This is a genomic window from Streptomyces sp. WM6386 (assembly GCF_000972385.1).
GTDB lineage: Bacteria > Actinomycetota > Actinomycetes > Streptomycetales > Streptomycetaceae > Streptomyces.
Window position 1 is genome coordinate 35,087 of record NZ_JXTE01000042.1, and the last position, 26,596, is coordinate 61,682.

The 26,596-nt window shown below is 69.5% G+C and carries 21 protein-coding genes; 14 read left to right on the forward strand and 7 right to left on the reverse strand.

All coding sequences use genetic code 11. From position 1 onward, the window contains the following. Positions 1 to 62 precede the first annotated feature (62 nt). The 3 genes from ilvA to TN53_RS24710 all read left to right on the forward strand — a co-directional run bounded on the left by ilvA (position 63) and on the right by TN53_RS24710 (position 3,374). Complete coding sequence (gene ilvA, locus TN53_RS24700) at positions 63 to 1,301, forward strand: threonine ammonia-lyase (protein ID WP_046260820.1); 1,239 nt, start codon at positions 63 to 65, stop codon at positions 1,299 to 1,301. A 193-nt stretch (positions 1,302 to 1,494) separates the two neighbouring features. Continuing rightward, positions 1,495 to 2,532 (forward strand): daunorubicin resistance protein DrrA family ABC transporter ATP-binding protein, encoded by a 1,038-nt coding sequence (locus tag TN53_RS24705; protein ID WP_046260821.1) that lies wholly within the window; start codon positions 1,495 to 1,497, stop codon positions 2,530 to 2,532. Then, positions 2,529 to 3,374 carry an ABC transporter permease gene (locus tag TN53_RS24710; protein ID WP_046260822.1) on the forward strand — a complete coding sequence of 282 codons (846 nt, stop codon included), beginning with the start codon at positions 2,529 to 2,531 and terminating at the stop codon, positions 3,372 to 3,374. Before TN53_RS24705 ends, TN53_RS24710 begins: the two co-directional genes overlap by 4 nt. Positions 3,375 to 3,464: 90 nt before the next feature. Here the strand turns inward: TN53_RS24710 and greA are convergent, their stop codons facing one another. Together greA and TN53_RS24720 are read right to left on the reverse strand one after the other, a co-directional pair. Then, complete coding sequence (greA, locus tag TN53_RS24715; RefSeq protein ID WP_046260823.1) at positions 3,465 to 3,965, reverse strand: transcription elongation factor GreA; 501 nt, start codon at positions 3,963 to 3,965, stop codon at positions 3,465 to 3,467. Between the two features lie 178 nt (positions 3,966 to 4,143). Continuing rightward, the gene (locus tag TN53_RS24720; RefSeq protein ID WP_046260824.1) at positions 4,144 to 4,542 is read right to left on the reverse strand and encodes a DUF4307 domain-containing protein; all 399 of its coding nucleotides are present in this window, start codon (positions 4,540 to 4,542) and stop codon (positions 4,144 to 4,146) included. A 139-nt stretch (positions 4,543 to 4,681) separates the two neighbouring features. On the opposite strand from TN53_RS24720, the gene mca reads away from it, so the two are divergent. Together mca and TN53_RS24730 are read left to right on the forward strand one after the other, a co-directional pair. After that, positions 4,682 to 5,542 (forward strand): mycothiol conjugate amidase Mca, encoded by an 861-nt coding sequence (mca, locus tag TN53_RS24725; protein ID WP_046260825.1) that lies wholly within the window; start codon positions 4,682 to 4,684, stop codon positions 5,540 to 5,542. Further along, positions 5,535 to 5,783 carry a hypothetical protein gene (locus TN53_RS24730; RefSeq protein ID WP_046260826.1) on the forward strand — a complete coding sequence of 83 codons (249 nt, stop codon included), beginning with the start codon at positions 5,535 to 5,537 and terminating at the stop codon, positions 5,781 to 5,783. The genes mca and TN53_RS24730 overlap by 8 nt, the downstream gene beginning before the upstream one ends. Positions 5,784 to 5,811: 28 nt before the next feature. Here TN53_RS24730 and TN53_RS24735 read toward each other — a convergent pair whose 3' ends face one another. After that, on the reverse strand, positions 5,812 to 9,012 hold the full coding sequence (locus TN53_RS24735) for an ATP-binding protein (RefSeq protein ID WP_046260827.1): 3,201 nt from the start codon (positions 9,010 to 9,012) through the stop codon (positions 5,812 to 5,814). A 192-nt stretch (positions 9,013 to 9,204) separates the two neighbouring features. Here TN53_RS24735 and TN53_RS24740 point away from each other — a divergent pair, with 192 nt between their 5' ends. The 5 genes from TN53_RS24740 (at position 9,205) to TN53_RS24760 (ending at position 17,940) form a co-directional block, all read left to right on the forward strand. Beyond that, complete coding sequence (locus TN53_RS24740) at positions 9,205 to 11,238, forward strand: thioredoxin domain-containing protein (RefSeq protein WP_046260828.1); 2,034 nt, start codon at positions 9,205 to 9,207, stop codon at positions 11,236 to 11,238. A 183-nt stretch (positions 11,239 to 11,421) separates the two neighbouring features. Next, positions 11,422 to 12,690 (forward strand): glycosyltransferase, encoded by a 1,269-nt coding sequence (locus TN53_RS24745; protein WP_046260855.1) that lies wholly within the window; start codon positions 11,422 to 11,424, stop codon positions 12,688 to 12,690. Then, positions 12,687 to 14,306, forward strand: coding sequence for an ArnT family glycosyltransferase (locus tag TN53_RS24750; RefSeq protein WP_046260829.1), 1,620 nt, complete (start codon positions 12,687 to 12,689; stop codon positions 14,304 to 14,306). Before TN53_RS24745 ends, TN53_RS24750 begins: the two co-directional genes overlap by 4 nt. Next, complete coding sequence (locus TN53_RS24755) at positions 14,303 to 15,544, forward strand: glycosyltransferase (RefSeq protein WP_234441696.1); 1,242 nt, start codon at positions 14,303 to 14,305, stop codon at positions 15,542 to 15,544. The genes TN53_RS24750 and TN53_RS24755 overlap by 4 nt, the downstream gene beginning before the upstream one ends. Next, entirely contained in the window at positions 15,541 to 17,940 is a 2,400-nt protein-coding gene (locus tag TN53_RS24760) for a galactose oxidase-like domain-containing protein (protein ID WP_046260831.1), read from the forward strand. The genes TN53_RS24755 and TN53_RS24760 overlap by 4 nt, the downstream gene beginning before the upstream one ends. Here TN53_RS24760 and TN53_RS24765 read toward each other — a convergent pair. The 4 genes from TN53_RS24765 to trhA all read right to left on the reverse strand — a co-directional run bounded on the left by TN53_RS24765 (position 17,927) and on the right by trhA (position 21,696). Continuing rightward, positions 17,927 to 18,658, reverse strand: coding sequence for a Mut7-C RNAse domain-containing protein (locus tag TN53_RS24765; RefSeq protein WP_046260832.1), 732 nt, complete (start codon positions 18,656 to 18,658; stop codon positions 17,927 to 17,929). The genes TN53_RS24760 and TN53_RS24765 overlap by 14 nt on opposite strands. A gap of 33 nt (positions 18,659 to 18,691) precedes the next feature. Beyond that, on the reverse strand, positions 18,692 to 19,321 hold the full coding sequence (locus TN53_RS24770) for a TetR/AcrR family transcriptional regulator (RefSeq protein ID WP_046260833.1): 630 nt from the start codon (positions 19,319 to 19,321) through the stop codon (positions 18,692 to 18,694). Between the two features lie 4 nt (positions 19,322 to 19,325). After that, complete coding sequence (locus TN53_RS24775; protein ID WP_046260834.1) at positions 19,326 to 20,879, reverse strand: DHA2 family efflux MFS transporter permease subunit; 1,554 nt, start codon at positions 20,877 to 20,879, stop codon at positions 19,326 to 19,328. A 103-nt stretch (positions 20,880 to 20,982) separates the two neighbouring features. Next, positions 20,983 to 21,696, reverse strand: coding sequence for a PAQR family membrane homeostasis protein TrhA (trhA, locus tag TN53_RS24780; protein WP_095046709.1), 714 nt, complete (start codon positions 21,694 to 21,696; stop codon positions 20,983 to 20,985). A 331-nt stretch (positions 21,697 to 22,027) separates the two neighbouring features. Between trhA and TN53_RS24785 the strand changes: the two genes are divergently transcribed. From TN53_RS24785 to TN53_RS47910, 4 genes are all read left to right on the forward strand, one after another. After that, positions 22,028 to 23,869, forward strand: a complete 1,842-nt coding sequence (locus tag TN53_RS24785; protein WP_046260836.1) for a phosphoenolpyruvate carboxykinase (GTP) — start codon at positions 22,028 to 22,030, stop codon at positions 23,867 to 23,869. Between the two features lie 257 nt (positions 23,870 to 24,126). Beyond that, positions 24,127 to 25,113 carry a serine/threonine-protein kinase gene (locus TN53_RS24790; protein WP_052745296.1) on the forward strand — a complete coding sequence of 329 codons (987 nt, stop codon included), beginning with the start codon at positions 24,127 to 24,129 and terminating at the stop codon, positions 25,111 to 25,113. Between the two features lie 85 nt (positions 25,114 to 25,198). Continuing rightward, on the forward strand, positions 25,199 to 25,555 hold the full coding sequence (locus TN53_RS24795; RefSeq protein ID WP_234441697.1) for a hypothetical protein: 357 nt from the start codon (positions 25,199 to 25,201) through the stop codon (positions 25,553 to 25,555). Between the two features lie 91 nt (positions 25,556 to 25,646). After that, positions 25,647 to 26,588 (forward strand): hypothetical protein, encoded by a 942-nt coding sequence (locus tag TN53_RS47910; RefSeq protein WP_052745297.1) that lies wholly within the window; start codon positions 25,647 to 25,649, stop codon positions 26,586 to 26,588. Positions 26,589 to 26,596: the final 8 nt, after the last annotated feature.

Sequence of the window (26,596 nt, forward strand, 5' to 3'; positions counted from 1 at the left end):
AAACCGGTCTCGGAGGTTGGTCACAGCGGCCGCTTGCGCCTGTGAACTGCGATGCTTGTGTCATGAGCTATGGCACGGCTGACTCCTTGCACTCCCTGCGGCCCGTCACCCTCGACGATGTGCGCGGCGCCCAGAAGATGCTCATGGGTGTGGCCCGGGTGACCGCGATGGAGGGCAGCCGGCACCTGTCCCAGCTGGTGGGCTCGCCGGTGCACTTCAAGTGCGAGAACCTTCAGCGCACGGGCTCGTTCAAGCTGCGCGGCGCATACGTCCGGATCGCCGGGCTGCTGCCCGAGGAGCGGGCCGCCGGGGTCGTCGCCGCGAGCGCCGGCAACCACGCGCAGGGCGTCGCGCTGGCGTCGTCCCTGCTCGGTGTGCGTTCCATGGTGTTCATGCCGAAGGGCGCCCCGCTGCCGAAGATCAGCGCCACCCGGGAGTACGGCGCCGAGGTCCGGCTGCACGGGCAGGTGGTCGACGAGACGCTGGCCGCCGCGCAGGAGTACGCGGAGCGGACCGGCGCGGTGTTCATCCACCCCTTCGACCATCCCGACATCATCGCCGGTCAGGGCACGGTCGGTCTGGAGATCCTGGAGCAGTGCCCGGAGGTGCGCACGATCGTCCTCGGCATCGGCGGCGGCGGTCTCGCGGCCGGTGTCGCGATCGCGGTGAAGTCGATCAGGCCCGATGTGCGGATCGTCGGCGTCCAGGCTGCGGGCGCGGCCGCGTACCCGCCCTCGTTGGCGGCCGGGCGTCCGGTGTCGATCGAGAACCCGGCGACGATGGCCGACGGCATGAAGGTCGGCCGGCCCGGCGATGTGCCGTTCGAAATCATCGGCGAGCTGGTCGACGAAGTGCGTACGGTGTCGGAGGACGAGCTGTCCGCCGCGCTGCTGCTGAGTCTGGAGCGGGCCAAGCTGGTCGTCGAGCCCGCCGGGGCGAGCCCGGTCGCGGCGCTGCTGAGCGACCCGGGTGCCTTCGAGGGACCGGTCGTGGCGGTGCTGTCCGGCGGCAACGTCGACCCGGTGCTCCTGCAACGCGTACTGCGCCACGGGATGTCCGCGCAGGGTCGCTATCTGGCCGTACGGCTCAGGCTGACGGACCGGCCGGGTGCCCTGGCGACGCTTCTCGGGGCGTTGTCAGTGGTGGACGCTAACGTCCTCGACGTGAGTCACGTACGGACCGATCCACGGCTCGGGCTCACGGAGGCGGAGGTGGAGCTGCACCTGGAGACGAAGGGTCCGGAGCACTGCGCCGAGGTCGGCCAGGCCCTGCGGAACGCGGGCTACACGGTCATCGACTGAGCCGCCGCAGCACCGAACTCCCAGCTCAGGAGCTTCTCCATCACTCGTTCGGGTAAGTCCATTGAGAGACGCGATACATCGCGTTATGGTGTGTCTCGTGGCCGGATCGCCGCCACCTCCCGCCACCCATCAGGCGGAACAAAACGCACAAATCTAGGCTTTTCAAAGAATCCCCGACGACGTGGAGACTCATATGCCAGGCGCCATCTATGCCGAAGGCCTGGTGAAGACCTTCGGTGACGTAAGGGCTCTGGACGGCGTCGACCTCGACGTGCCGGAGGGCACGGTCCTGGGCCTGCTCGGGCCGAACGGCGCGGGCAAGACGACGACCGTCCGCTGTCTGACGACCCTGCTGCGGCCCGACAGCGGCAAGGCGGTCGTCGCGGGCCTCGACGTGCTCAAGCATCCCAACGAGGTGCGGCGCTCTATCGGTCTGTCCGGCCAGTTCGCCGCGGTCGACGAGTATCTGACCGGCCGCGAGAACCTCCAGATGGTGGGCCAGCTCTACCAGATGAAGGCCAAGGACGCGAAGGTCCGGGCCGGTGAGCTGCTCGACCAGTTCAACCTCGCGGACGCCGCCGACCGTCCCGCGAAGACCTACTCCGGAGGTATGCGCCGCCGCCTCGACCTCGCGGCCGCCCTGGTCGTCTCCCCGCCCGTGATGTTCATGGACGAACCGACGACCGGCCTGGACCCCCGCAACCGCCAGCAGCTGTGGGAGGTCATCAAGCAGCTCGTCTCCGGCGGCACGACCCTGCTGCTGACCACGCAGTACCTGGAAGAGGCCGACCACCTCGCACACGACATCGCGGTCGTCGACCACGGCCGCGTCATCGCCCGCGGCACCTCCGACCAGCTCAAGGCCCGCACCGGCGGCGAGCGCGTCGAGGTCGTGGTGCACGAGCGCGAGCACATCCCGACCGCCCGGGAAGTGCTCGCCGGCTTCGGCAAGGGCGACACCACCGTCGAGGACCACACCCGCAAGCTCACCGTGCCCGTCACCGGCGGCGCCAAGCTCCTCGCCGAGGTCATCCGCGAACTCGACGTGCGCGGCATCGAGATAGACGACATCGGCCTGCGCCGCCCCACCCTCGACGACGTCTTCCTCTCCCTGACCGGCCACCACGCCGAGGCCGAGGCGGAGGAGAACGGCGCGAGCGGTGCGAACAGCGGGAGCAGCGCCGCCAATGACGCCAAGGACCGCCGCCACAAGAAGGAGGCCGGCAAGTGAGCGCCGTCACCGACGCGGTACGCGTCACGCCCGCCACGAACCCGATCAGCCAGTCGATCCGGGACTCGCTGGTCGTCGCGAAGCGGAACCTGATTCGCATGTCCCGGATCCCCGAGATGGTCATCTTCGGGCTCATCCAGCCGATCATGTTCGTGGTGCTGTTCAGTTATGTGTTCGGCGGCTCCATGAACATCGGCGGCACCACGGAGCCCTCGGTCTACCGCGAGTTCCTGATGGCCGGCATCTTCGCCCAGACCGTCACCTTCGCCACCGCGGGCGCGGGTGCCGGGATCGCCGACGACATGCACAAGGGGCTCATCGACCGCTTCCGCTCGCTGCCCATGGCGCGTGGCGCGGTGCTGACCGGGCGGACCCTCGCCGACCTGGTGCAGACGGCACTCACGCTGTTCGTGCTGGCGATGGTCGCCCTGCTGGTCGGCTGGCGCACCCACACCAACATCGGTGAGGTGCTCGGCGCCTTCGGTCTGCTGCTTCTGCTCGGGTACGCCTTCACCTGGGTCGGCGCCCTGATCGGACTTTCCGTGCGGACCCCGGAGGCGGCCACCTCGGGCGGGCTGATCTGGCTCTTCCCGGTCACCTTCGTCTCGAACGCGTTCGTGGACTCCAGCCAGATGACGCCCTGGCTGCGCCATGTCGCCGACTGGAACCCGTTCAGCGCCACGGTCCAGGCCTCCCGCGTGCTCTTCGGCAACCCAGGGGTCTCGACCTCCGACGCCTGGCCCATGCAGCACCCGGTGTGGGCGTCGCTGATCTACTCGATCCTGATCATCGTCCTGTTCAGGACGCTGGCCGTGCGCAAGTACCGGTCCGCGACCGCATGAGGAGACGCCGGGCGGCATGACGCGGCATGACGAAACCCCCGGCGTCGGTAAGACGCCGGGGGTCTGTCGGGGCAATGCGGGGTAACGGGATCAGGCGCTGTAGGGCTCGGCCTTGAGGATCTTCACGGAGGCCTTCCTGCCGTTCGGCAGCTCGTACTCCGCGTCCTCGCCGACCTTGTGGCCGAGCACGCCGGAGCCCAGCGGGGACTGCGGCGAGTAGGTCTCGATGTCGGAGCTGGCGTACTCGCGGGAGGCGAGCAGGAAGGTCGTCGTATCGTCCTCGTCGCCGTCGAAGGCGATCGTCACGACCATGCCGGGCGCCACCGCCCCGTCAGCGGACGCCGGAGCCTCGCCGACCTTGGCCTTCTCCAGGAGCTGGGTCAGCTGGCGGATGCGGAGCTCCTGCTTGCCCTGCTCTTCCTTGGCCGCGTGGTACCCGCCGTTCTCGCGCAGGTCGCCCTCCTCGCGCGCGGCCGCGATCTTCGCGGTGACTTCCTCGCGCGCGGGACCAGACAGGTACGCCAGCTCTTCCTTGAGCTTGGTGTACGCCTCCTGCGTAAGCCAGGTGACGTCTTCGCTGGTCTGGGTCACAGGTGCTCCTCGTAGGTACTGGGAATACAAAGCATCGCCCTACCCAGAAGAATGTTCCTTCACGGATGGGCGAAACCACGAGCCTAACAATTCAGCGGCCCAAGGGGGAGGACATAAGCCATCAGAATCACATCGACGCAGGTCAGCAAGTACGTAATGCGGCCTAGGTCGATCGGCGTCAGTCGGCGTGACAGCCGAGCAGCTCCGCGGTCGTGCCCGGTGACGTCGTACGCAGTGTGACGACCCTGTCGATGCGGGTGGCGTCCCCGTCGAAGCGGAAGTCGGCCCGGCCGACCTCGGCACCGCTCTCGGCCTGGGAACGCAGGGTGCAGTAGCCGCTCGCACCGGAGTCCTTGCGGACCTCCAGATGCACCTTCACGGCGTCCTTCTCCTGCTCGAAGCTGATCACCTCGGCGCTGATCTTGTTCTGACCGACGTAGTGGTAGGCGAAATAACCCATCAGCGCGAGCAGCAGCGCCCCGAGAACGGCACCGGCGATCTTGAGCTTGTGGTCGGCGCGCTCGTCCGAGGAGCGCCCGTAACGGCCCTCGGGCAGTCGCGTGCTCGCCGTACTCATGATCGTCCTCTCGGCAGGAAGCCGGACCCCGGAATTATTCGCCCCCCGATTCGGTCACTATAGAAGCCGCCGATCGTCCCTGAAGACACCGGGGCGCCGACTTACCAAGGATTGAGTCTTGACTGACCAGCTGCGACTGATGGCCGTCCACGCCCACCCCGACGACGAGTCGAGCAAGGGCGCGGCGACCATGGCTAAGTACGTGTCCGAGGGGGTGGACGTGCTGGTCGTGACCTGCACGGGCGGGGAGCGCGGCTCCATCCTCAATCCGAAGCTGCAGGGTGACAAGTACATCGAGGAGCACATCCACGAGGTACGCAAGAAGGAGATGGACGAGGCCCGCGAGATCCTCGGCGTCAAGCAGGAGTGGCTCGGCTTCGTCGACTCCGGCCTGCCCGAGGGCGACCCGCTGCCCCCGCTGCCCGAGGGCTGCTTCGCCCTGGAGGACGTCGACAAGGCGGCCGGCGAGCTGGTGCGCAAGATCCGCTCGTTCCGTCCGCAGGCGATCACGACGTACGACGAGAACGGCGGCTACCCGCACCCCGACCACATCATGACCCACAAGATCTCGATGGTGGCGTTCGAGGGTGCGGCGGACACCGAGAAGTACCCGGAGGGCGAGTTCGGCCCGGCGTACCAGCCGCAGAAGCTCTACTACAACCAGGGCTTCAACCGGCAGCGCACCGAGGCGCTGCACAACGCGATGCTGGAGCGCGGCCTGGAGTCGCCGTACGGGGAGTGGCTCAAGCGCTGGAGCGAGATCGAGCGCACCGAGCGCACGCTGACCACGCACATCCCGTGCGCCGACTTCTATGAGATCCGTGACAAGGCGCTGATCGCGCACGCCACGCAGATCGACCCCGACGGCGGCTGGTTCCGGGTTCCGATGGAGGTCCAGAAGGAGGTCTGGCCGACGGAGGAGTACGAGCTCGCGAAGTCCTTCGTCGATACCTCCCTCCCCGAGGACGACCTCTTCGCGGGCATCCGGGACAATGCCTGACATGAGCGCAAGCGTGAGCCTGGCAATGACCCACTTCGCGACCTTCGCCAAGGAGGTCGACGAGGACAAGGTCACCCCCGGCGTCCTCGGTTTCATCGTCTTCGCGGCGATGGCCCTGGCCGTGTGGGTGCTGATGAAGTCGATGAGCAAGCACATGGGCAAGGTCGACTTCAAGGAGTCCTCGGACCCCGAGGCCGGGTCCGAGGAGCCCTCCGCCGAGCCCAAGGCCCGCCAGAGCTGACGCCCACAGGTGTGGGGGCGTGCGGCGGTCAGCTCCTGGCCGGTACCGCCACCCCCATCACCTCGCGGGCATGCCGGTTCGGGACCATGCCCAGGCGCCAGGCCTGCCAGCCGGCCTCCAGATTCACGCCGCGTTCCAGCAGGAGCTGGTACGCCTCGACGTAGTCGTCGAGCTTCTCGTCCCGTAGCGAGTGGCTGGTCCGGCCCAGTTGGGACAGGTCCTCCTGGGCCACCGCCGTGCCGACCTCGACGCCGCCCGGTGCCGCGTACGGCAGCAGCGTGCAGCGCAGGAAGCGGGCCCAGTCCTCGCCGCGGCGGTCTCCGTAGGACGTGAACAGGCCGATCGCCTCGTCGCACAGTGACAGGGCCTGCTGTGTGCGGGTGTTGCCGGCGTCGACCACGGCCAGTTCCAGGCACGTCCATGCCTCGCCGTGGGCGACGCCTATGCGCTGGAAGTCCGCACGCGCGTCGACCAGGAGCTGGCGCGCGAAGCCGGAGTTACGCAGCGAGCCGGTCTGTGCCGCCCGCTGGTCGCGCGTCACCCGGGCCGAGTGGTGGCGGGCGCAGGCCAGGCCGTACACGTCCCGCATCCGGGAGAACATGGTTCTCGACCTCTCCAGCTCCCGTACCGCCAGGTCCAGGTTGCCCGTCTCCTCCAGCGCCTGGCCCAGGTAGTACACCGTCCACGCCTCGCCACGGGCGTCCTCGTTGTCGCGATGCAGGGACGCCGCCTGGCGCAGGCCGTCCACCGCGGGGGAGGGATCGCCGGCGACCAGGCGGGCGCGGGCCAGCTGGGTCAGGGCCCAGGCCTCGCCACGGGCGTCGCGGGTGCGGCCGTACAGGTCCAGGGCGGTGCGCAGCTCGGTCTCCGCGCGGGGGACGTCGCCCATGCGCAGGCCCAGCTGGCCGAGCTGGAAGTGGGCCCAGGCCTCGCCGTGCACGGACTCGCCCGCCCGGTGCAGGACCAGGGACCGGGTGAGCAGCTCCATGGCCTCCGACACCCGCGCCCGGTCGCGTTCCACCGCCGCCAGCGCGTGCATGGTCCAGGCGCGGTCGGTGGCCAGGGCGGGGGCCGCCTGGAGGTCGAGGGCCTCGTGGAGCTTCGCCGCGGCCTCCGTCAGGTTGCCCTGGTGGTGCAGGGTGATACCCAGGGAGCACAGGGCACGGGCCGCGCCCGCGTCGTGATGGGCCTCCATGTAGAGGTCGACCACCGAGGTCAGGGTCGTGCGGGCCTTGTCCAGCTCGCCCAGCTGGCGGGCCGCGATGCCCGTGCGCCATTGGACCGACCTCAGCAGCAGACCCTGGTCCACCGCCTGCGCCAGTTCGCTGATCTCGCCCAGGCGGTAGAGGTCGCCGCGCAGGAGGCAGTAGTCGCAGAGGGCGCCCAGGAGGTTGAGCACCGCGCCCTGGTTCACGCCCTCCGCGTGGCGCAGGGTCGAGGTGATGAAGCTCGACTCGTCGTCCAGCCAGCGCAGCGCCTCGTCCAGGGAGGTGAAGCCGTGCGGGCTGAAGCGGTCCGAGCGGGTCGACATGTTGCCGTCGACCAGGCGCAGGACCGAGTCGGCCAGCTCGGCGTAGTTCACGATGAGACGTTCCTGCGCCGAGTTGCGCTCGGCCGGTTCCTCCTCGTCCAGGAGGCGGGCCTGGGCGAAGGCGCGGACCAGATCGTGCAGGCGGTAGCGGTCGCCGCGGACGTGGTCGATCAGGCCCGTCCGGGACAGCGCGACCAACTGGCGGGTGGCCTCGGCCTGGTCGGTGGCCAGCAGTGCCGCGGCCGCCGCGGCGCCCAGGGACGCCCGGCCGGCGAGGGCCAGGCGCCGCAGCAGTCGCCGCGCCGTGTCCGACTGGTCGGTGTAGCGCAGCCACAGCACCCGCTCGACCGGCTCCACCGGACCGTACGCCCCCAGGTCCGCGGCGAGCGCGCGCGGTGAGCGCGGGCCGAGGGACGAACCCGCGACACGCAGCGCCAGGGGCAGGCCGCCGCACAACTCCCGTACCCGGTCGGACGCATCGGCGTCGTACGGGCCCGACGCGTCCTGTGCCGCCGCTCCCAGCAGTTCCTCCGCGCCCGCCGCGTCCAGCGCCTCGACCGGCAGCTGGTGCACCCAGGCCGGCAGATCGGCGGGCAGGTCCAGGGAGGTGCGGGCGGTGACCAGGACCAGGCTGTCGGAGCGCTCGGGGACGAGGGTGCGGACCTGTTCGGGGTCCGAGGCGTCGTCCAGGACGATCGTCACCGGCAGCCCCGTCAGATGCTGGTGGTACAGCTCGCCCAGCCGCTTGACCTGCTGGTCCGGTGAGGAACGCTCACGGAAGAGGAGTTGCTCGCGGGGCGCGCCCAGCCGGTTCAGCAGATGCAGCAGGGCGTCTCGCGTCGACAGCGGCGGCTCCTCCGGGCTGTCGCCGCGCAGGTCCACGACGCACGCGCCGCGGAAGTAGTCCTTCAGATCGTGGGCCGCCTGCAGCGCGAGGGCCGAGCGGCCGCTGCCCGAGGACCCGTGCAGCACCACCACCGTCGGCCGGGTCTCCGTGCTCGCCCGGGCCGCCTGCACCCACTGTCGGATCCGCCCCAGCTCCTGCCGTCGGCCCGCGAACGCGGCCACCGGCTCCGGGAGTTGACCGAAGGACTGCTGCAACACGTTCCGGCCGCGCGCCGCCGCGCTCTTGTCGGCGCCCTTCAGCCGGGGCCCCGTCTTCTTCGGCCCCGTCGAGGCGCTCAGCACCCGCTGCTGGTCGAGGAACGGCCGGATGCCCCGTACCTCCAGTGCCGTCAGCCACGCCAGCCGCAACTGCTCGGGCCCGCCCGGCTGTCCCACCGCGCCCGCCTGATGATGCGCGGCCGGCAGATGCGTACCGGCGACCTTCACCACGGTCGCCGCGGCACCCGCGATACCGACGGACACCGCGGCACCGAGCGCCGTCCCCGTGCCGGTGCCGAGCGCCAGGTCGGCGACGCCGGCTGTCAGCGCGGCGACTCCCGCCACCACCAGCGGTGTTCGGCCGCCCTCCTTCGCGTACCGCTGTCCGAACGTCAGTGACCCGGCCGCGGCCTCGTCCAGCGCGCGCGTGTAGGCCTCGTACTCCTCCGCGGCGCTCTGCGCCATGGCATCCAGCGCTCCACGCCCTCGCGCCATCAGCACCGGCCCGTCGGTACGCCCGCCGGAGCGCCGCACCTCCTCCTCCACGGCCCGTGCCAACAGCCGCTCGGCATCCACCCGATGGCTGTCCCGCATGTCACGTCCCCCTCCGGTGACAACTCCCTTGCCTATGAGTGTCCTTCGGGAGGGGCTTCAGCGCGAGAGGGCGGCGATCAATGGATCCGGTGCGGTGACCTTGAGATCAACGAGCCGACGGAAACGAACCCGTGCGGTGTGGAGGGCCACTCCGTCCCCCAGTCCGTCCGAGCTCTCAGGCAGGATGGACCCATGCCGAACCGACTGGCCAATGAGACATCCCCGTACCTCCTCCAGCACGCCGACAACCCCGTCGACTGGTGGCCCTGGTCGGAGGCGGCCTTCGCGGAGGCGCGGCAGCGAGGTGTTCCCGTACACCTGAGCGTCGGGTACTCCAGCTGCCATTGGTGTCATGTGCTGGCGCGGGAAAGTTTCGAGGACGAAGCAGTCGCCGCCTACATGAACGCCCACTTCGTCAACATCAAGGTCGACCGAGAAGAACGCCCCGACGTGGACGCCGTCTACATGGAAGCCGTCCAGGCCGCCACCGGCCAGGGCGGCTGGCCCATGACCGTGTTCCTCACCCCGGACGCCGAACCCTTCTACTTCGGCACGTACTTCCCGCCCGAGCCCCGGCACGGGATGCCGTCCTTCCGGCAGGTCCTGGAGGGAGTGCGGAGCGCCTGGAGCGACAAGCGGGACGAGGTCGCCGAGGTGGCCGGGAAGATCGTGCGGGATCTCGCCGGGCGGGAGATCAGTTACGGCGACACACAGGCACCGGGTGAGGAGGAGCTCGCCAAGGCGCTGCTCGGGCTGACCCGGGAGTACGACCCGCAGCGCGGCGGATTCGGCGGGGCGCCGAAGTTCCCGCCGTCCATGGTCCTCGAGTTCCTGCTGCGGCATCACGCCCGGACCGGATCCGAGGGCTCGTTGCAGATGGCGCAGGACACCTGTGAGCGGATGGCCCGCGGGGGCATTTACGACCAGCTCGGGGGCGGGTTCGCGCGCTACTCCGTCGACCGCGAGTGGGTCGTGCCGCACTTCGAGAAGATGCTCTACGACAACGCCCTGCTCTGCCGCGTCTACGCCCACCTCTGGCGCACCACCGGCTCCGAGCTGGCCCGCCGGGTGGCCCTGGAGACCGCCGACTTCATGGTGCGTGAACTGCGCACTCCGGAAGGCGGGTTCGCCTCCGCGCTCGATGCCGACAGTGAGGACGGCAGCGGCAAGCATGTCGAGGGGGCTTATTACGTCTGGACGCCCGAGCAGCTCACCGAGGTCCTCGGGTCCCAGGACGCCGAACTGGCGGCCCACTACTTCGGCGTCACCGAGGAGGGGACCTTCGAAGAGGGTGCCTCCGTCCTTCAGCTTCCGCAGCACGAGGGCGTGTTCGACGCCGGGCACATCGAGTCCGTGAAGGGCCGGCTGCTCGAGGCGCGGGGCCAGCGTCCCGCTCCTGGCCGGGACGACAAGGTCGTGGCCGCCTGGAACGGGCTGGCGATCGCCGCGCTCGCCGAGACCGGCGCCTACTTCGACCGGCCCGACCTCGTCGACGCCGCGGTCGGGGCCGCCGACCTCCTCGTACGGCTGCATCTCGACGAGCAGGCGCGGCTCTCGCGTACCAGCAAGGACGGTCATGCCGGCGCCAACGCGGGGGTGTTGGAGGACTACGCCGATGTCGCCGAGGGATTCCTCGCCCTGGCCTCCGTCACCGGTGAAGGTGTCTGGCTGGAGTTCGCCGGCTTCCTGCTCGACCACGTCCTGGCACGGTTCGTCGACGAGGAGTCCGGCGCGCTGTTCGACACCGCCTCCGATGCCGAGCGGTTGATCCGGCGCCCTCAGGACCCGACCGACAACGCGGCTCCCTCGGGATGGACCGCTGCCGCCGGCGCCCTGCTCAGCTACGCCGCCCAGACCGGTGCCGAACCCCATCGCACCGCCGCCGAGCGGGCCCTCGGGGTCGTCAAGGCGCTCGGGCCGCGGGTGCCGCGGTTCATCGGGTGGGGGCTCGCTGTCGCCGAGGCGCTGCTGGACGGGCCGCGGGAGGTCGCGGTCGTGGGGCCCGCGCTCGACGACCCGGGCACAAAGGCCTTGCACCGTACGGCACTTCTGGGCACCGCTCCCGGTGCCGTCGTGGCCGTCGGGGCGACGGGGAGTGACGAGCTGCCCCTGCTCGCCGACCGGCCTCTCGTCGGCGGTGAACCGACCGCGTACGTCTGCCGTAACTTCACCTGTGACGCCCCGACGACCGACCCGGACCGGTTGCGCGCGGCGCTGAGCGGCTGAAATGCCTTTACCTTGGCGTCATCCGGTGTTCGGTTTCGCCCCTAAGTCACCACACTCCCACGAAACATACTATTTATTGGAACAGGTCCCGCTGTTCACAGATCACCCATAATCTCTCCACAGTGATCGCGACGGATGTGACCGACCGTCGCGACAGGGGGTTTGGGGATCTGGGGGGATCTGTTGCTGACGTCTGTCTTCATCGCCGCTGTCTCGCTCGCCTTGTTCTGGATGGCGGCGTTCACCCTGTGGTGGCAGATGCACGCGTGGCGCACGCCCGAGGTGCTGGCCTCCACCCGGTTCAGCAGACCGGACGGGGGCGAGCATGTGTCGTTCTCGCTGCTGCTGCCCGCGCGGCACGAACAGGCGGTGCTGGACCACACCATCCAGCGGCTGCTGGAATCCAGCCACACCGACTTCGAGGTCATCGTCATCGTCGGGCACGACGACCCGGAGACCACGAGAGTGGCCGAGGAGGCCGCGGCGCGTGATCCGCGCGTCCGCGTCGTCGTCGACACCCACGAGAAGAAGAACAAGCCGAAGGCCATGAACACGGCGCTGCCGCACTGTCGCGGTGATGTCGTCGGGGTCTTCGACGCCGAGGACCAGGTGCATCCCGAGCTCCTCGCCCATGTCGACCATGCCTTCAGGACCACCGGGGCGGATGTCGTCCAGGGCGGTGTGCAGCTCATCAACTTCCACTCCAGCTGGTACAGCCTGCGCAACTGCCTGGAGTACTTCTTCTGGTTCCGCTCGCGTCTGCACCTGCACGCGCAGAAGGGGTTCATCCCGCTCGGCGGCAACACCGTCTTCGTACGGACTGACACCCTCACGGAAGCCGGGGGCTGGGATCCCGACTGCCTCGCCGAGGACTGCGACCTGGGAGTGCGGCTCTCCAGCGTCGGCAAGAAGGTCGTCGTCGCCTACGACTCCGACATGGTGACCCGGGAGGAGACCCCCGGCTCGCTCATGTCGCTGCTCAAGCAGCGCACCCGCTGGAACCAGGGCTTCCTGCAGGTCTACCGGAAGAAGGACTGGAAGCAACTTCCCGGTCTCGGTCAGCGGTTGCTCGCCCGCTACACCCTCATGACGCCGTTCCTTCAGGCCTTCTCCGGCGTCGTCATCCCGCTCAACGTCGCGATCGCGCTCTTCCTCGACGTGCCCGTCGGCGTCGCCTTCATCACCTTCCTGCCGGCCGTCACCGCGCTGGTCACCTTCGTCTTCGAAGTGGTCGGACTGCACGACTTCGGCAAGCAGTACGGCCTTCGGGTCCGCTTCGTCCACTACCTCAAGCTCGTCGTGGGCGGCCCCTTCTACCAGGTGCTCCTCGCCGGGGCCGCCGTCCGCGCCGTATGGCGTGAGCAACGCGGCCGGAACGACTGGGAGTTGACCACTCATGTCGGTGCGCATCTGAACCAGACACCGGCGATCCGAGAGGACGTCCCTGCGTGACCTCCACCCTTCCCGCGGTGACCGCTCCCCAGGTCCCCGCGCAGCGGCAGCCTGCGCCTGAAACGCGTTCGACCAGCCGAACGGCACCGTCGATACGCCCCGACCTCCTCCTCTGCGGTGCGCTCCTCGTCGCGATCCTCACCGTCCAGGGCTGGAACATCGCCGACTACCCGACCCTCAGCGACGACGAGGGCACCTACCTCGCCCAGGCCTGGGCCGTCCAGGAGGGCAAGGGCCTCGCCCACTACACCTACTGGTACGACCACCCGCCGCTCGGCTGGATCCAGATAGCCCTGCTCACCTGGATACCGAAGATGCTGAGCCCCGAGTCGATGACCGTCGGCTCGATGCGGGTGACGATGCTGCTGATCAGCGGGATCAGCGCCGTGCTCGTGTACCTCCTCGGGCGCCGGCTCGCCCTGCCGCGCTGGGCCGCCGGGCTCGCCATGGTCCTGTTCGGGCTCTCCCCGCTCTCCGTCGTCCTCCAGCGGGAGATCTTCCTCGACAACCTCGCGGTGATGTGGACGCTCCTCGCGTTCACCCTCGCCGCCTCCCCGAGCCGCCACCTCTGGCACCACTTCGGCGCGGGCATCGCCGCCGCGACGGCCGTCCTCACCAAGGAGACGATGCTCGTCGTCCTGCCGGCGCTGCTGCTCACCATGTGGCGTCACAGCCACAAGGACACCCGCAAGTTCGCCCTCACCGGCGCGATCACGGCATGCACGCTGATCGGCCTCGCGTACCCCCTGTTCGCGCTGCTCAAGGGCGAGTTGCTGCCCGGCGGCGGACATGTGTCGCTGTGGGACGGGGTCAAGTACCAGATGACCAGGCCCGGTTCGGGCTTCATCCTCGACCAGGGGTCCGGCTCGTACGGGGTGCTGCGGTCGTGGCTCTACTACGACCGTGTCCTGCCCCTCGGCGGTCTCGTCGGCGCGCTTCTGCTGCTGGCCACCTGGCGCTGGTCGGTCACCGCCCGCGCACTGGCCGGACCGGCCCTGACGGTCGCGATCCTCGCCGGGCTCGCCCTGCGCCCCAACGGCTATCTGCCCGCGATGTACGTCATCCAGGCGTTGCCGTTCCTCGCGCTCGTCCTGGCCGGCGGCACCGCCTCCGTCGCCCACGCCGTGCTGCGCAGAAGCCACCGGCTTCCCCACGGCGGCCGGTACGCTCTCGCCGCCGCCCTCGCGATCGCCGCCGGCGCCTACGTCGTCCCGCGCTGGTACGACGGCGACCGCACCGCCGTCACCGCCGATGCCAACGCCCCCTACCGGGCCGCCTCCCGGTGGATGGCGACCGAGGTGGAGCAGCCGGAGAAGACGCGGGTACTCGTGGACGACGCGCTCTGGCTTGACCTGGTGCACGCCGGGTACCGGCCCGGGCTCGGCGCCATCTGGTTCTACAAGGCCGACCTCGACCCGGCGGTGACCAAGACGATGCCGCACGGCTGGAAGGACCTCGACTACGTCGTCGCCTCCCCGACGGTGCGGCGCGACGCGGTGGACCTGCCCAACGTCAGGGCCGCCATCCAGCACTCGACGCCGGTCGCCGTCTTCGGCACCGGTGCGGACCGGATCGAGATCCGGCAGATCCAGACCGTCTCCGGAGGCGTTCGATGAGCCACGAGTACACCGCTCCCGTCCCGGACGTACGGGCCACCGCGAGTGAGCCGAAGGGGCGCGTCGGGCTCTCGACACCGACTGGAGCGCCCCGGAGGCGAGCCGCGGCACAAGAAGGGGTGATCCCCGAACCCGGTGCCGTCACCATCGTCGTACCGACGTACAACGAGTCCGCGAACATCCGCCAACTGCTCCACCAGATCACCGAGTCGGTGCCGTCCAGACTTCCCTGCGAGGTCGTCTTCGTCGACGACTCCACCGACGACACCCCCGAGGTGATCTACGAGGCCGCAAAGGACTGCCCGTTCCCGGTGACCGTGCTGCACCGCGACGAGCCGGTCGGCGGGCTCGGCGGGGCGGTAGTGGAGGGGATGAAGGCGGCCGGGTCGGACTGGGTCGTCGTGATGGACGGCGACTGCCAGCATCCGCCGTCCCTGGTCCCGGAGCTGGTCGCGACGGGGGAGCGGGCGAACGCCGGGCTCGTCGTCGCCTCCCGGTACATCAAGGGCGGCAGCCGCGCCGGGCTCGCGGGCAGTTACCGCGTGGCCGTGTCCAGAGCGGCGACCTGGCTGACCAAGTCCCTCTTCCCGCGCCGGCTGCACGGCATCAGCGACCCGATGAGCGGCTTCTTCGCGATCCGCCGCAGCGACATCACGGCCGACGTCCTCAAGCCCCTCGGCTACAAGATCCTCCTCGAACTCGCCGTCCGCAGCCGCCCCCGCGCGGTCACCGAGGTGCCCTTCGTCTTCCAGGACCGGTACGCCGGCGAGTCCAAGTCCAGCGCCCAGGAGGGCCTGCGCTTCCTGCGTCACCTGGTCGGTCTGCGCACCGCCTCGCCGGTCGCCCGTATGGTCGGCTTCGGCCTGATCGGCGCGACCGGCTTCGTGCCCAACCTGCTCGGGCTGTACGTCCTCACCGTCCTCGGCATGCACTACGTACCGGCCGAGATCCTCGCCAACCAGCTCGGCGTCGCCTGGAACTTCCTGCTCATCGAGCATCTGCTGTTCCGCGACCGCCGCCGGCACCGGCGCTGGTGGGACCGCGCCGGCCGGTTCGCCCTGCTCGCCAACGCCGACCTGGTGCTGCGCATCCCGCTGATCGCCCTGTTCGTGCACCGGTTCGAGATGGGCGCGCTGTCCGCCACCGCGCTCGCGCTGGTGACGACGTTCGTCCTGCGCTTCGCCGGGACCGAAGCGCTGGTCTACCTCCCGCGCAGAAACAGGAGCCGCACCGCATGAACCGCAGACGAAGAACCGCCCTGCTCGCCGTGGGCGCCCTGACCGCAGGCCTGCTCCTGACCGCACCGCAGCCCGCCTCCGCCGCCAATCTCATCAAGAACGCCGGCTTCGAGACCGCCGGCACCGGCGGCATGCCGTACTGCTGGGAGAAGTCCGGCTGGGGAGACAACGACTTCACCTTCACCACCACGTCCGACGCCCACTCCGGCTCGAAGGCCATGAAGGTCGAGCTGACCCGTCGGACCGAAGGCGACCGCAAGGCGCTGATCACCGAGTCGGCGGAGTGCGCCCCCGTCGTCAGCGTGGGCAAGCAGTACGACCTGAACCTCTGGTACAAGTCGACCACCCCGGACGCCGCGGTCACGCTGTTCCGGCACGACGCCACGGCCGGCTGGCAGTACTGGACGGATCTGAAGACCCTGCAGATCGCCGGCAGTTGGACCGAGGCGAGCGTCCGTACGCCCGAGGTCCCCACCGGCACCGACCGCATCACCTGGGGTGTCTCCGTCTACGGCACCGGATCCGCCACCACCGACGACTACACCATGGAGCAGGTCGCCGATCCCGTCCCCGCACCGCAGTGCACGGGCACCGCCGAGCAGTGCGCCAACGGCCGCTGGGACGTGCTGCCCACACAGAACCCGGTGCGCTCCATGCACTCCGTGGTCCTCAACAACGGCAAGGTGCTGCTGATCGCGGGCTCCGGCAACAGCGAGGAGCAGTTCAACGCGGGTACCTTCACCTCGGCCGTGTACGACCCGGTCAACGGCACGTACAAGGTGATCCCCACCCCGAAGGACATGTTCTGCTCCGGGCACGTCCAGCTCCAGGACGGGCGCGTGCTGGTGATGAGCGGGAACAAGGCGTACCCCGTCGCGGGCGGACACGGCTACGAGGGGTTCAAGGACTCGTACGTCTTCGACCCCGTCACCGAGAAGTACAGCAAGACCAACGACATGAACGACGGCCACTGGTACCCGTCGGCGACGATCCTCGGCAACGGTGACGTCATCTCCTTCGGCGGGCTGCGCGAGGACTCCACCGGGTCGGTGACCGCCGAGCTGTGGTCGGACGCCGAGCAGAAGTGGCTGGAGCTCTGGAAAGTCAACCAGACCTGGTCGTACTGGGGTCTGTACCCGTCGATGATCCTGATGCAGGACGGCCGCCTCTTCTACTCGGGCAGCCATGTCTTCGGCAACAACATCCCGGGCACCGGCAGCGCGATCTACGACTACGACACCAACACGGTCACCCAGGTCCCGGGGCTCCGGAACAAGGACGAGCGGGACCAGTCGGCGAGCGTGCTGCTGCCTCCCGCGCAGGACCAGAAGGTCCTCACGATCGGCGGCGGCAACATCGACTCCAACCCGGACGCCAATGGCCTGACCGACGTCATCGACCTCAAGCAGGCCAGCCCGGCGTACACCGCCGGCCCGCCGCTCCCGCAGGGCACGGTCGACCTCGGCAACGGCAAGCAGGCCGAGACCGGCGACCAGGGCAAGATGTACGTCTCCGCCGTCCTGCTGCCCGACGGCAAGGTCCTGGAGACGGGCGGCGCGCTGCACAACCGCGCCGACCCGGTGTACGAGTCGTCGCTCTACGACCCGGACACCGGCACCTTCGACCCGGTCGCCGCCGACCCCGAGGCCCGCGGCTACCACTCCTCGGCGTTCCTGCTCCCCGACGGCCGGGTGATGACGACCGGCGACAACCCGGGCAACGGCACCTGGAACCACAACGTGTCGATCTACACGCCGCCCTATCTCCTCAAGGGCCCGCGCCCGTCGATCACTTCGGTCATCGACACCGAGTGGACCTACGGCGACACCCAGCGGATCACCGTCGACCGGCCCATCGCGAAGGCCGAGCTGATCCGTCCGGCCGCGGTGACGCACTCCTCCGACCCGAACCAGCGGTTCGTCGATCTGCCGCTGTCGGTGGACGGCAACAATGTCGACCTCAATGTGACGAGCAATCCCGACCTGGCCCCGCCCGGCTGGTACATGCTCTTCGCGGTTGACGCGGGCGGCGTGCCGTCGGTGGCCAAGTGGGTCCATCTGCAAGGACCTTCGGCGCTGAGCGCGACGGACGCCACGGCGCACGTCCACTCCTTCGCGGACTCACTCGAAGGCAAGGTCACCGAGCCCGGCAAGAAGCGCACCTCGCAGAAGGTGCCGGTCACCGTCTCCGGCTGCGACCGGCACTACGGATCGATCAACGTCTGTGTGCCGACCGACTTCCCGCCGAGCGTGAAGGCCACCACCAAGGCCCGCTGCGACTGGCTGAAGAAGAACGACTACGGCCGGCTGAAGGTCAACGGCAAGGACGACCCGCTGCGGCTCGACCGCGACGGGGACGGCGTCGCCTGCGGGAAGGCCGACCTCAGGAAGCGTTAGGGAAGTCCGCCAGGGCGCGCGCCACGATGGCCTCCAGCTGTTCGTGGTGCGCGCCCTTCCAGTACGCGCGCCCGCACTGGGTGCACTGCGCGAACACGTCGTACGACCGGTGTGTGCCGCCCGCCAGCTGGTCCGCCACCTCCTCCTTGGTGGCCTCCCTGAGCAGGCCGTTGCAGGCGGTGCAGCGCGTCCAGGGCCGTAGCTCGGGGCGGAACCGGCCCAGGATGTCGCGGAGTTGCTCCTCGGGGCGGGTGCTGTAGACATAGGCGCCGGCCCACAGTTCGCGGCGGCGCAGCAGGCCCCGGTCGCGGCTGAGCATGACCCGCTGCTGGACGGCGGAGCGGGTGGCGAGGGCCGGGTCGCCGATGTCCGTCGACTCGTACGCCGTGTCCACGCCGAGCAGGCGCAACCGGCGGGCGAGGGTGCCGAGGTGGACGTCGAGGAGGAAGCGCAGCGGAGCGCCGGGCACCCGCTGGGGGCGCTCGACGTCCCGTACGGCCACGGAGTCGCCGACGGCGGGGACGTACGACCTGGGGACCTCGCGGCCGTCCACGAGGAGTGTGCCGACCTCGGTCAGCGGGACGCCGAGGGACTCGACGACATGGCCGAGGGTCGAGACGCCGTCGGTGGTGACCGTGGTGGAGCCGTGGCGGCGTTCGTGCGGGACGAACAGGGCCAGCCTGGGGGCGAATTCGACGTGGATCTCCGGTCCGTTCACCTGGTCAGGATGTCATGTCAGCCGTCGCCGGCCTCAGGTTTTCCGGACCGGCAGGCCATGCACCAGGACCTCCACGGTGCGGTCGACGAGGTCGACGAGCTCGTCCTGGAAGCCGCTCTCGGCCCAGTACTGGGCGATCTCCCCGAAGCCGCTGATGAGGGACATCGTGTAGACCCGTACCTCCAGGGCGTCCTTGTCCCAGCCGGTGCGCTCGGCGACGGCCTCGGCGAGCATGCGGCTGGTGACCGCGATGTGTTCCCGCATCCGGGACCGCACCGCGGGGACCTGGACCAGGAGATGCGAGCGCATACGGGTGATCTCGGGTTCCCTTTCGAGCCCGAAGGTGATGGCCTTCTTCATGACGTACCGCATCGAGTCGACCCACGCCTCGTCCGCCGGCCGGTTGCGCAGCTCGTCCAGGATGATCGGGTCGTACTCGTCCGTGAGGACGATGTCCTCCTTGGTGGGGAAGTAGCGGAAGACCGTGGACGGCGACACCTCGGCGCGCTCGGCGATCTGCTCGACGGTGGTGGCGTCGTAGCCCTGCTCCTTGATCAGGGCGTACGTCGCGTCGCGGATCGCCGTCCGGGTCTTGATCTTCTTCCGCTCGCGAAGTCCCAGCTGGGGGGCGTCGGTGAGCGGGAGGGAGCGTGCGGGCGTCATGGGTTCATTGTCGGGCATCGGTCTGCGGGGCCACCATGTCCGGGGTGCCGGCGCTCTCGTCGGCCTCGCGTGTCCCCGGCAGGAACGCCGCCGCCAGGAGTGCCGCCACCAGGGCGGCGACGCCGCACACCAGCATGACGACGCCCATGCCGTGGACGTAGGCGCTGTTCGCGGAGGCCACCAGGTCCGCCGCCTTCTCGGGGCTCGCCTTCGCGGCGACGAGGTGCGCCGCGACCACGGACTCCCCGGCGGTGTCGGCCGCCTTCGCCGGCAGCCCGGTGACGTCGAGCCGGTCCCGGAAGGTGTCGGCCAGCAGGCTGCCGAGCAGGGCGATCCCGATCGCGCCGCCGACCTGGCGCAGCGTCATCAGCAGCCCTGAGCCGCTGCCGGCGCGGTCGCGGGGCAGGGCGCCGAGGGCTCCGGCCATGGCCGGCATGAGCGAGAAGCCGAAGCCGAGGCCGGTGATGGAGAGCCACAGCGCGGTGAAGCCGTAGCCGGAGTCGACCGTCGTACGGCTGGCGAGGAGCGCGGCGAAGGACAGCACCACCAGGCCGGCGCTGACCGTGGCGCGGGCTCCGAAGCGGGTGGCGGCCTGGGGGGCCGTGCGGGAGGCGATCAGGATTCCGCCCATCATCGGCAGCAGCCGTATGCCGGTGCCGAGGGCGTCGTTGCGGAGGACGGCCTGGAGGTAGGGCGGCAGTACGAACAGGAGGCCGGACAGGACGAACATGACCAGGGTCGCGGCGATCGTGTTGAAGAGGAAGCCGCGCTGGGCGAGCAGGGTCATGTCGAGCATGGGGCGCTCCACCCGGCGCTCGCGCAGGACCAGCGCGGTGATGAGGGCGACGGCCGCCGTGAGCATGGCCAGGACCAGGGGGTCGGCCCAGCCGCGGGTGGGTGCCTCGATGATCGCGTAGACCAGGGCGCCGAGGCCGGTGGCGGTGAACGCGGTGGAGAGGGTGTCGACCTTGGGGGAGGCGGGGTCGCGGGTCTCGGGGAGCAGGAAGACGCAGGCGGCGATGCCGATCGCGGCCATCGGGATGTTGACGAGGAAGACCGAGCCCCACCAGAAGTGGTTGAGCAGCCAGCCGCCGATGATCGGGCCGAGCGGCAGGCCGAGTGCCGAGGCGGCGGAGACGATGGCGGTGGCCTTGGGCTGCTCCTCGCGGGCGAACAGCGTGGGCAGGACGGAGAGCGCGAGCGGGGTGACCAGGGCGGCGCCGATGCCCATCAGCGCGCGGGCGGCGATGACCCAGTGCACGTCCCCGGCCAGGGCGCCCACCAGTGAACCGGCGAGGAAGACGCCGAGCCCGGTGATCAGCATCCGCCGCCGTCCGAAGCGGTCGCCGAGCAGCCCGGCGGGGAGCATCAGCGCCGCGAACACGACCACGTACGCGTCCGCCATCCACTGCTGCTGGCCCGTGGAGGCGCCGAGGTCGCCGGCCATGGTCGGCAGCGCCACATTGAGGATCGTCGTGTCGAAGCCGAGAGTCAGCATGCTCGTCACAAGGGCGGCGAGGGCCCACCAGCGTCGCGGATCTGAAGTGGAAGCGTCCATGAAATGAGAGTAGCTCTCAAAAGGGAGTTCTTGTCAATAAAAGAGCCGGTCAACAAAAAAAGGGCCACGGCTCGAAGCCGTGGCCCTGAAGAGCGGAAGTGCCCTACCCGTGCTGGTACGCCACCAGCGAGATCCCGACGTAGTGGACGACGAACGCCGCCAGCGTGAACGAGTGGAAGACCTCGTGGAAGCCGAAGAAGCGCGGGGAGGGGTCGGGGCGCTTGAGGCCGTAGATCACGCCGCCGGCGCTGTAGAGCAGACCGCCGACGATCACCAGGACCAGGACGGCGATGCCGCCGGTGCGCATGAAGTCGGGCAGGAAGAAGACCGCCGCCCAGCCCATCGCGATATAGCAGGGGGTGTAGAGCCAACGTGGGGCGCCCACCCAGAAGACGCGGAAGGCGATCCCGGCCAGCGCGGCACCCCAGATGCCCCACAGCAGCCACTGACCCTTGGCGCCGGGCAGGAGCAGCATGGTCAGCGGGGTGTAGGAGCCCGCGATGATCAGAAAGATGTTGGCGTGATCCAGTCTGCGCAGGATGCCGTCCATGCGGGGGCTCCAGGTGCCCCGGTGGTACAGGGCGCTCACTCCGAACAGCAGACAGGCCGTCAGGGCGAAGATCCCGCAGGCGATGCGGCCGCGTGTGGAGTCCGCGAGCGCGGTGAGCACCAGGCCCGCGATGAGCACGGCCGGGAACATTCCGAGATGCAGCCAGCCCCGGAGCTTGGGCTTGATCTCTTCAGGCAGCGAGAGCGCCACAGGGTTACGGCCGGCGGCCGGCGAGTCCAGAGGCGCATCGGAGGCGGACGCAGTCATGCGCTCCATCGTACCTACGGAACCGTAAGTTGCGGATGAGTGCGGGCCCTGAAAGGAGCGGGAGTGGCCATCATCTCACGGGAGTTGACGTCGTGGTGGTGCGGTCAAGGAACCGTCAAGTGAACCCAAAGTGTGCGGATGGCAACACTCCGACACGTGGCGATCCTCACTCCGCTCAAGTGTGAGGCCTTCTGGACAGATGGGCACTCGAGACGGATGATCAGATGAGTGCGGTCGGCACCGGATGAGCGCCAAGGTCACCACCGAGAAGCATCCGGGTCGCAGCCCCCACGGGGCCTCCAAACAAAAAATCCCTCATTTAGGAGCAATCGTGGCGCGCGACATCGCGGCTCCCCCCGTCATCCCCACCCAGCACAAGGAACTGGTCTCGTGGGTGAACGAGATCGCAGAACTGACGCAGCCGGACAGCGTGGTCTGGTGTGACGGATCCGAGGCCGAGTACGAGCGCCTGTGCGAGGAGCTCGTCGAAAAGGGCACCTTCAGGAAGCTCGACCCGATCAAGCGCCCGAACTCCTACTACGCGGCCTCCGACCCGACCGACGTCGCGCGCGTCGAGGACCGCACCTTCATCTGCTCCGAGAAGGAAGAGGACGCCGGCCCGACCAACCACTGGAAAGCCCCCGCCGAGATGCGGGACATCTTCCAGGGGGAGAAGGGCGTCTTCCGCGGCTCCATGAAGGGCCGGACGATGTACGTCGTCCCGTTCTGCATGGGCCCCCTCGGCTCGGACCTCTCCGCCATCGGCGTCGAGATCACCGACTCGGCCTACGTCGCCGTCTCCATGCGCACCATGACCCGGATGGGGCAGCCGGTCCTGGACGAGCTCGGCTCCGACGGCTTCTTCGTGAAGGCCGTCCACACCCTCGGCGCGCCCCTCGCGGAGGGCGAGACGGACGTCCCGTGGCCGTGCAACTCCACGAAGTACATCTCGCACTTCCCCGAGAGCCGCGAGATCTGGTCCTACGGCTCCGGCTACGGCGGCAACGCCCTGCTCGGCAAGAAGTGCTACGCCCTGCGCATCGCGTCGGTGATGGCCCGTGACGAGGGCTGGCTCGCCGAGCACATGCTGATCCTCAAGCTCACGCCCCCGCAGGGCGAGTCGAAGTACGTCGCCGCCGCCTTCCCGAGCGCCTGCGGCAAGACCAACCTCGCCATGCTGGAACCCACGATCTCCGGCTGGACCGTCGAGACGATCGGCGACGACATCGCCTGGATGCGGTTCGGCGAGGACGGCCGCCTCTACGCCATCAACCCCGAGGCCGGCTTCTTCGGCGTCGCGCCCGGCACCGGTGAGCACACCAACGCCAACGCGATGAAGACACTGTGGGGCAACTCCGTCTTCACCAACGTGGCGCTCACCGACGACAACGACATCTGGTGGGAGGGCATGACGGAGGAGACTCCCGCCCACCTCACCGACTGGAAGGGCAACGACTGGACCCCGGAGTCCGCCCGCGAAGCAAATGGATACCGTCCGGCCGCGCACCCCAACGCCCGCTTCACCACGCCCGCCTCGCAGTGCCCGATCATCGCGCCCGAGTGGGAGAACCCCAAGGGTGTGCCGATCTCCGCGATCCTCTTCGGCGGCCGCCGCGCCTCCGCCGTACCGCTGGTGACCGAGTCCTTCGACTGGAACCACGGTGTGTTCCTGGGCGCCAACGTGGCCTCCGAGAAGACCGCGGCCGCCGAGGGCAAGGTCGGCGAGCTGCGCCGCGACCCCTTCGCCATGCTGCCGTTCTGCGGCTACAACATGGGCGACTACATGGGCCACTGGGTCGACGTCGCCAAGGACAGGGACCAGGCGAAGCTCCCGAAGATCTACTACGTCAACTGGTTCCGCAAGAACGACGAGGGCAAGTTCGTCTGGCCCGGCTTCGGTGAGAACAGCCGTGTCCTGAAGTGGATCGTCGAGCGTCTCGACGGCAAGGCCGAGGGCGTCGAGACCCCGATCGGCGTGCTGCCGGCCAAGGGCGCGCTGGACACCAAGGGCCTCGAACTCTCCGAGTCCGACCTGGACTTCCTCCTCACCGTCGACAAGGAGGTCTGGCGCGAGGAGGCCGCCCTGGTCCCCGAGCACCTCAACACCTTCGGCGAGCACACCCCGAAGGAACTGTGGGACGAGTACCGGGCGCTGGTGCAGCGCCTGGGCTGAGCCCGCGACGAAGAAAGACTCCGCGGCCGGTTCGGGATATGCCCTGACCAGCGATCGTCACGGCCGGCCGCGGTGTGAGCCGACGAGGTTCCGTACAACGGCGTGCGGGGCTTGAGGCCTGTCGTCGGTTTCCCGTCCGCCCCGATGGGAGACCGACGACAGGCCTTCGTCTTTTTCCCTCATCACCTCTGTGCGGACGGGGATTTCGCGGGACACTCGGGACATCCTGCAACGAACCCCGAAATGAGGTGAGCGGGGTGCGCACACCGGTCAGCGATCCCTTGAAGGTGGGGCCGTACCGCATCGTCGGACGGCTCGGGTCCGGCGGCATGGGCTGGGTGTATCTCGGGCGGTCGCCCGCCGGGCGCGAGGTGGCGGTGAAGGTCGTACGCCCCGAGCTGGCGGGCGAACCCGAGTTCCGGGAACGCTTCGCACGCGAGGTGGCCGCCGCCCGGATCGTCAGCGGCGCGTACACCGCGGCGGTGATCGACGCCGACACGGAGGCCGAACTGCCCTGGCTGGCCACGATGTACGTCCCCGGCCCCTCGCTCGCCGAGGCGGTCCGCACGGACGGGCCGCTGCCCGAGGACCAGGTACGCCGCCTCGGCGCGTTCCTCGTCGAGGCGCTCCAGGCCGTGCACACGGCCGGAGTCGTGCACCGCGACCTCAAGCCGTCCAACGTGCTCCTGGCCTCCGACGGGCCGCGCGTCATCGACTTCGGGATCTCCCGCGTCGACGGGGCGCCCGGCCTCACCAAGGTCGGACTCATCGTCGGCACACCGCCGTTCATGTCGCCGGAGCAGATGAAGGGGGCGCGGGTCGGGCCGGAGAGCGATGTGTTCTCCCTCGGCGGAGTGCTGGTGTACGCACTGTCGGGCCGCCCGCCGCACGGGACGGGGGACGCCGTGCGCTACCAGGTCGTCTTCGGCGACCCCGACCTCGACGGCGTACCGCATGCTCTGCGGCCGCTGATCGCGCGCTGCCTCGCCAAGCGGCCCGAGGAACGGCCCCGGCTGGAGGGGCTGCTGACCGAACTGCTGGAGGAGGCTCCGCAGTCGCCCTCGTGGCCGCCGCCCAAGGTGCGCCGGACCATCGAGATCCGGGTGGGCGAGCTGGCCGCGCGCCGCGCCGCCGGTACGAGCGTGTCCGTGCCCTCCTGTCTGATGCTGCATGCCCAGGCACTGCTGGACGCGGGACTGACCGACGCGATGGTCGCCCGGGCGGTGGGCCGTGGCACCCTCTGAGCCCTCGACCGGCCCCGCCCATGAAATCGGCACGCACTGGCGGCAGTTGGTGCGGACCTGGGGTATCGGGCGGAATTTCCACGCCGTGACCGACACCGATTCCGTGTCCCTGCAATTCGATCTCGAGGAAACGGGACGAACGCTCACGGTCAGATTCATGACCACCAAGCGGCTGCTCGTCGCCTTTGTCACGGACGGGAATTTCCTGCGCCATGACCAACTGGCCGTCGCCGCGGCGGCGTCGAACGCATGGAATACCGAACAGTTGAATCCCATGCTCTCCGTGTGGGACGTGCGAGGGCCGCGGCCCTGTCTCGCAGGGGTGTGCGATCTGCCGCTGACCTGCCGGGTCACCCAAGCGGACTTCGATGCTTTGGCCAGCGATTGGGTGGAACGGGCGCGGCAGATGTTCACCCGTTGTCATGAGGTGTTCCAGTTGTAGAAGGGAATGGCGGGAAAGCGTAAAACCCTTTCGGGAACGGGTCCGTTGGCTCCAATATGAGCGAGGACCGTTTCGGGTCACGGGGGTGTCCATGAGGCGTTCGCTCTGTTTCACCGTGCTTCTTGGGCTGCTCATCGCCCTGGTCTCCGCGGCGCCCACGCATGCCGACGAGTCGTGCGACAAAGCCTTCGCGGACCGGCTGCGATGCTGGAACCGGGAGATCGAGAAGCATGCCGTCACGGTCACCGTGGACCAGCAGCTCCCGTTCGACGGCAGCCAGCGGGGCCGGAGCACCGTCGCCACGGACGTGCTGCGCCACCGCCACAACCTCGAAGTGCGGGTGCCGGACGGGGTGACGACCGGCGAGGGCGGGACGGCACTGCTCGTGCTGGCGGGCCACCGGCTCGTCCACCCGAAGGCCCGCATCACCCGCCTGACCCTGTCGGAAGTCACGGAACTGGAGGGCGTCGGCGCCTGTACCAAGGGGCCCGGGGACCTGTGCGATCTGGTCGGACCCGGCTCCGCCAGGCAGGTGCCCGGCATCGACCTGATCAACGCGCAGGGCATCGCGGGCCTCCCCGAGTCCGCGTACTCCCTGGCCCCCTCCGAAGGGTCGGGCCCGGGTTACGAGGACTGGCTCCTGATCACCGTCGCCACGCTCCTCGTCCTCCTCCTCATCGCCTTCTACTTCGCCGTACGTCGCACCCGCACGGCCCCCGCCGCCGGCCCGGCGCCCGCCGCCCGCATGGCCGACGAGCCCACCCGCGCCCTGCGCACCACCCCCGCCCCCGTCGGCCGCCACCGCTCCGGCACCCCGAACGCCGCCACTCGCCCCGCCGTCGTCCGCACCGACCTGCACCCCCAGGGCTACGTCGAAGTCGACCGCGTCCTGTACCGGGCCGTGTGGGCGGATCCCGGGCAGGCGCCGCCCTCGCCCGGCTCGCGCGTCGACGTCACCGACGGACCGGAGCCGGACTCCGACGTTCTGCACGCCTTTCCGCCCGCCGCCGGGCGCCACGCCCACGCCCGTTAGACGTACCG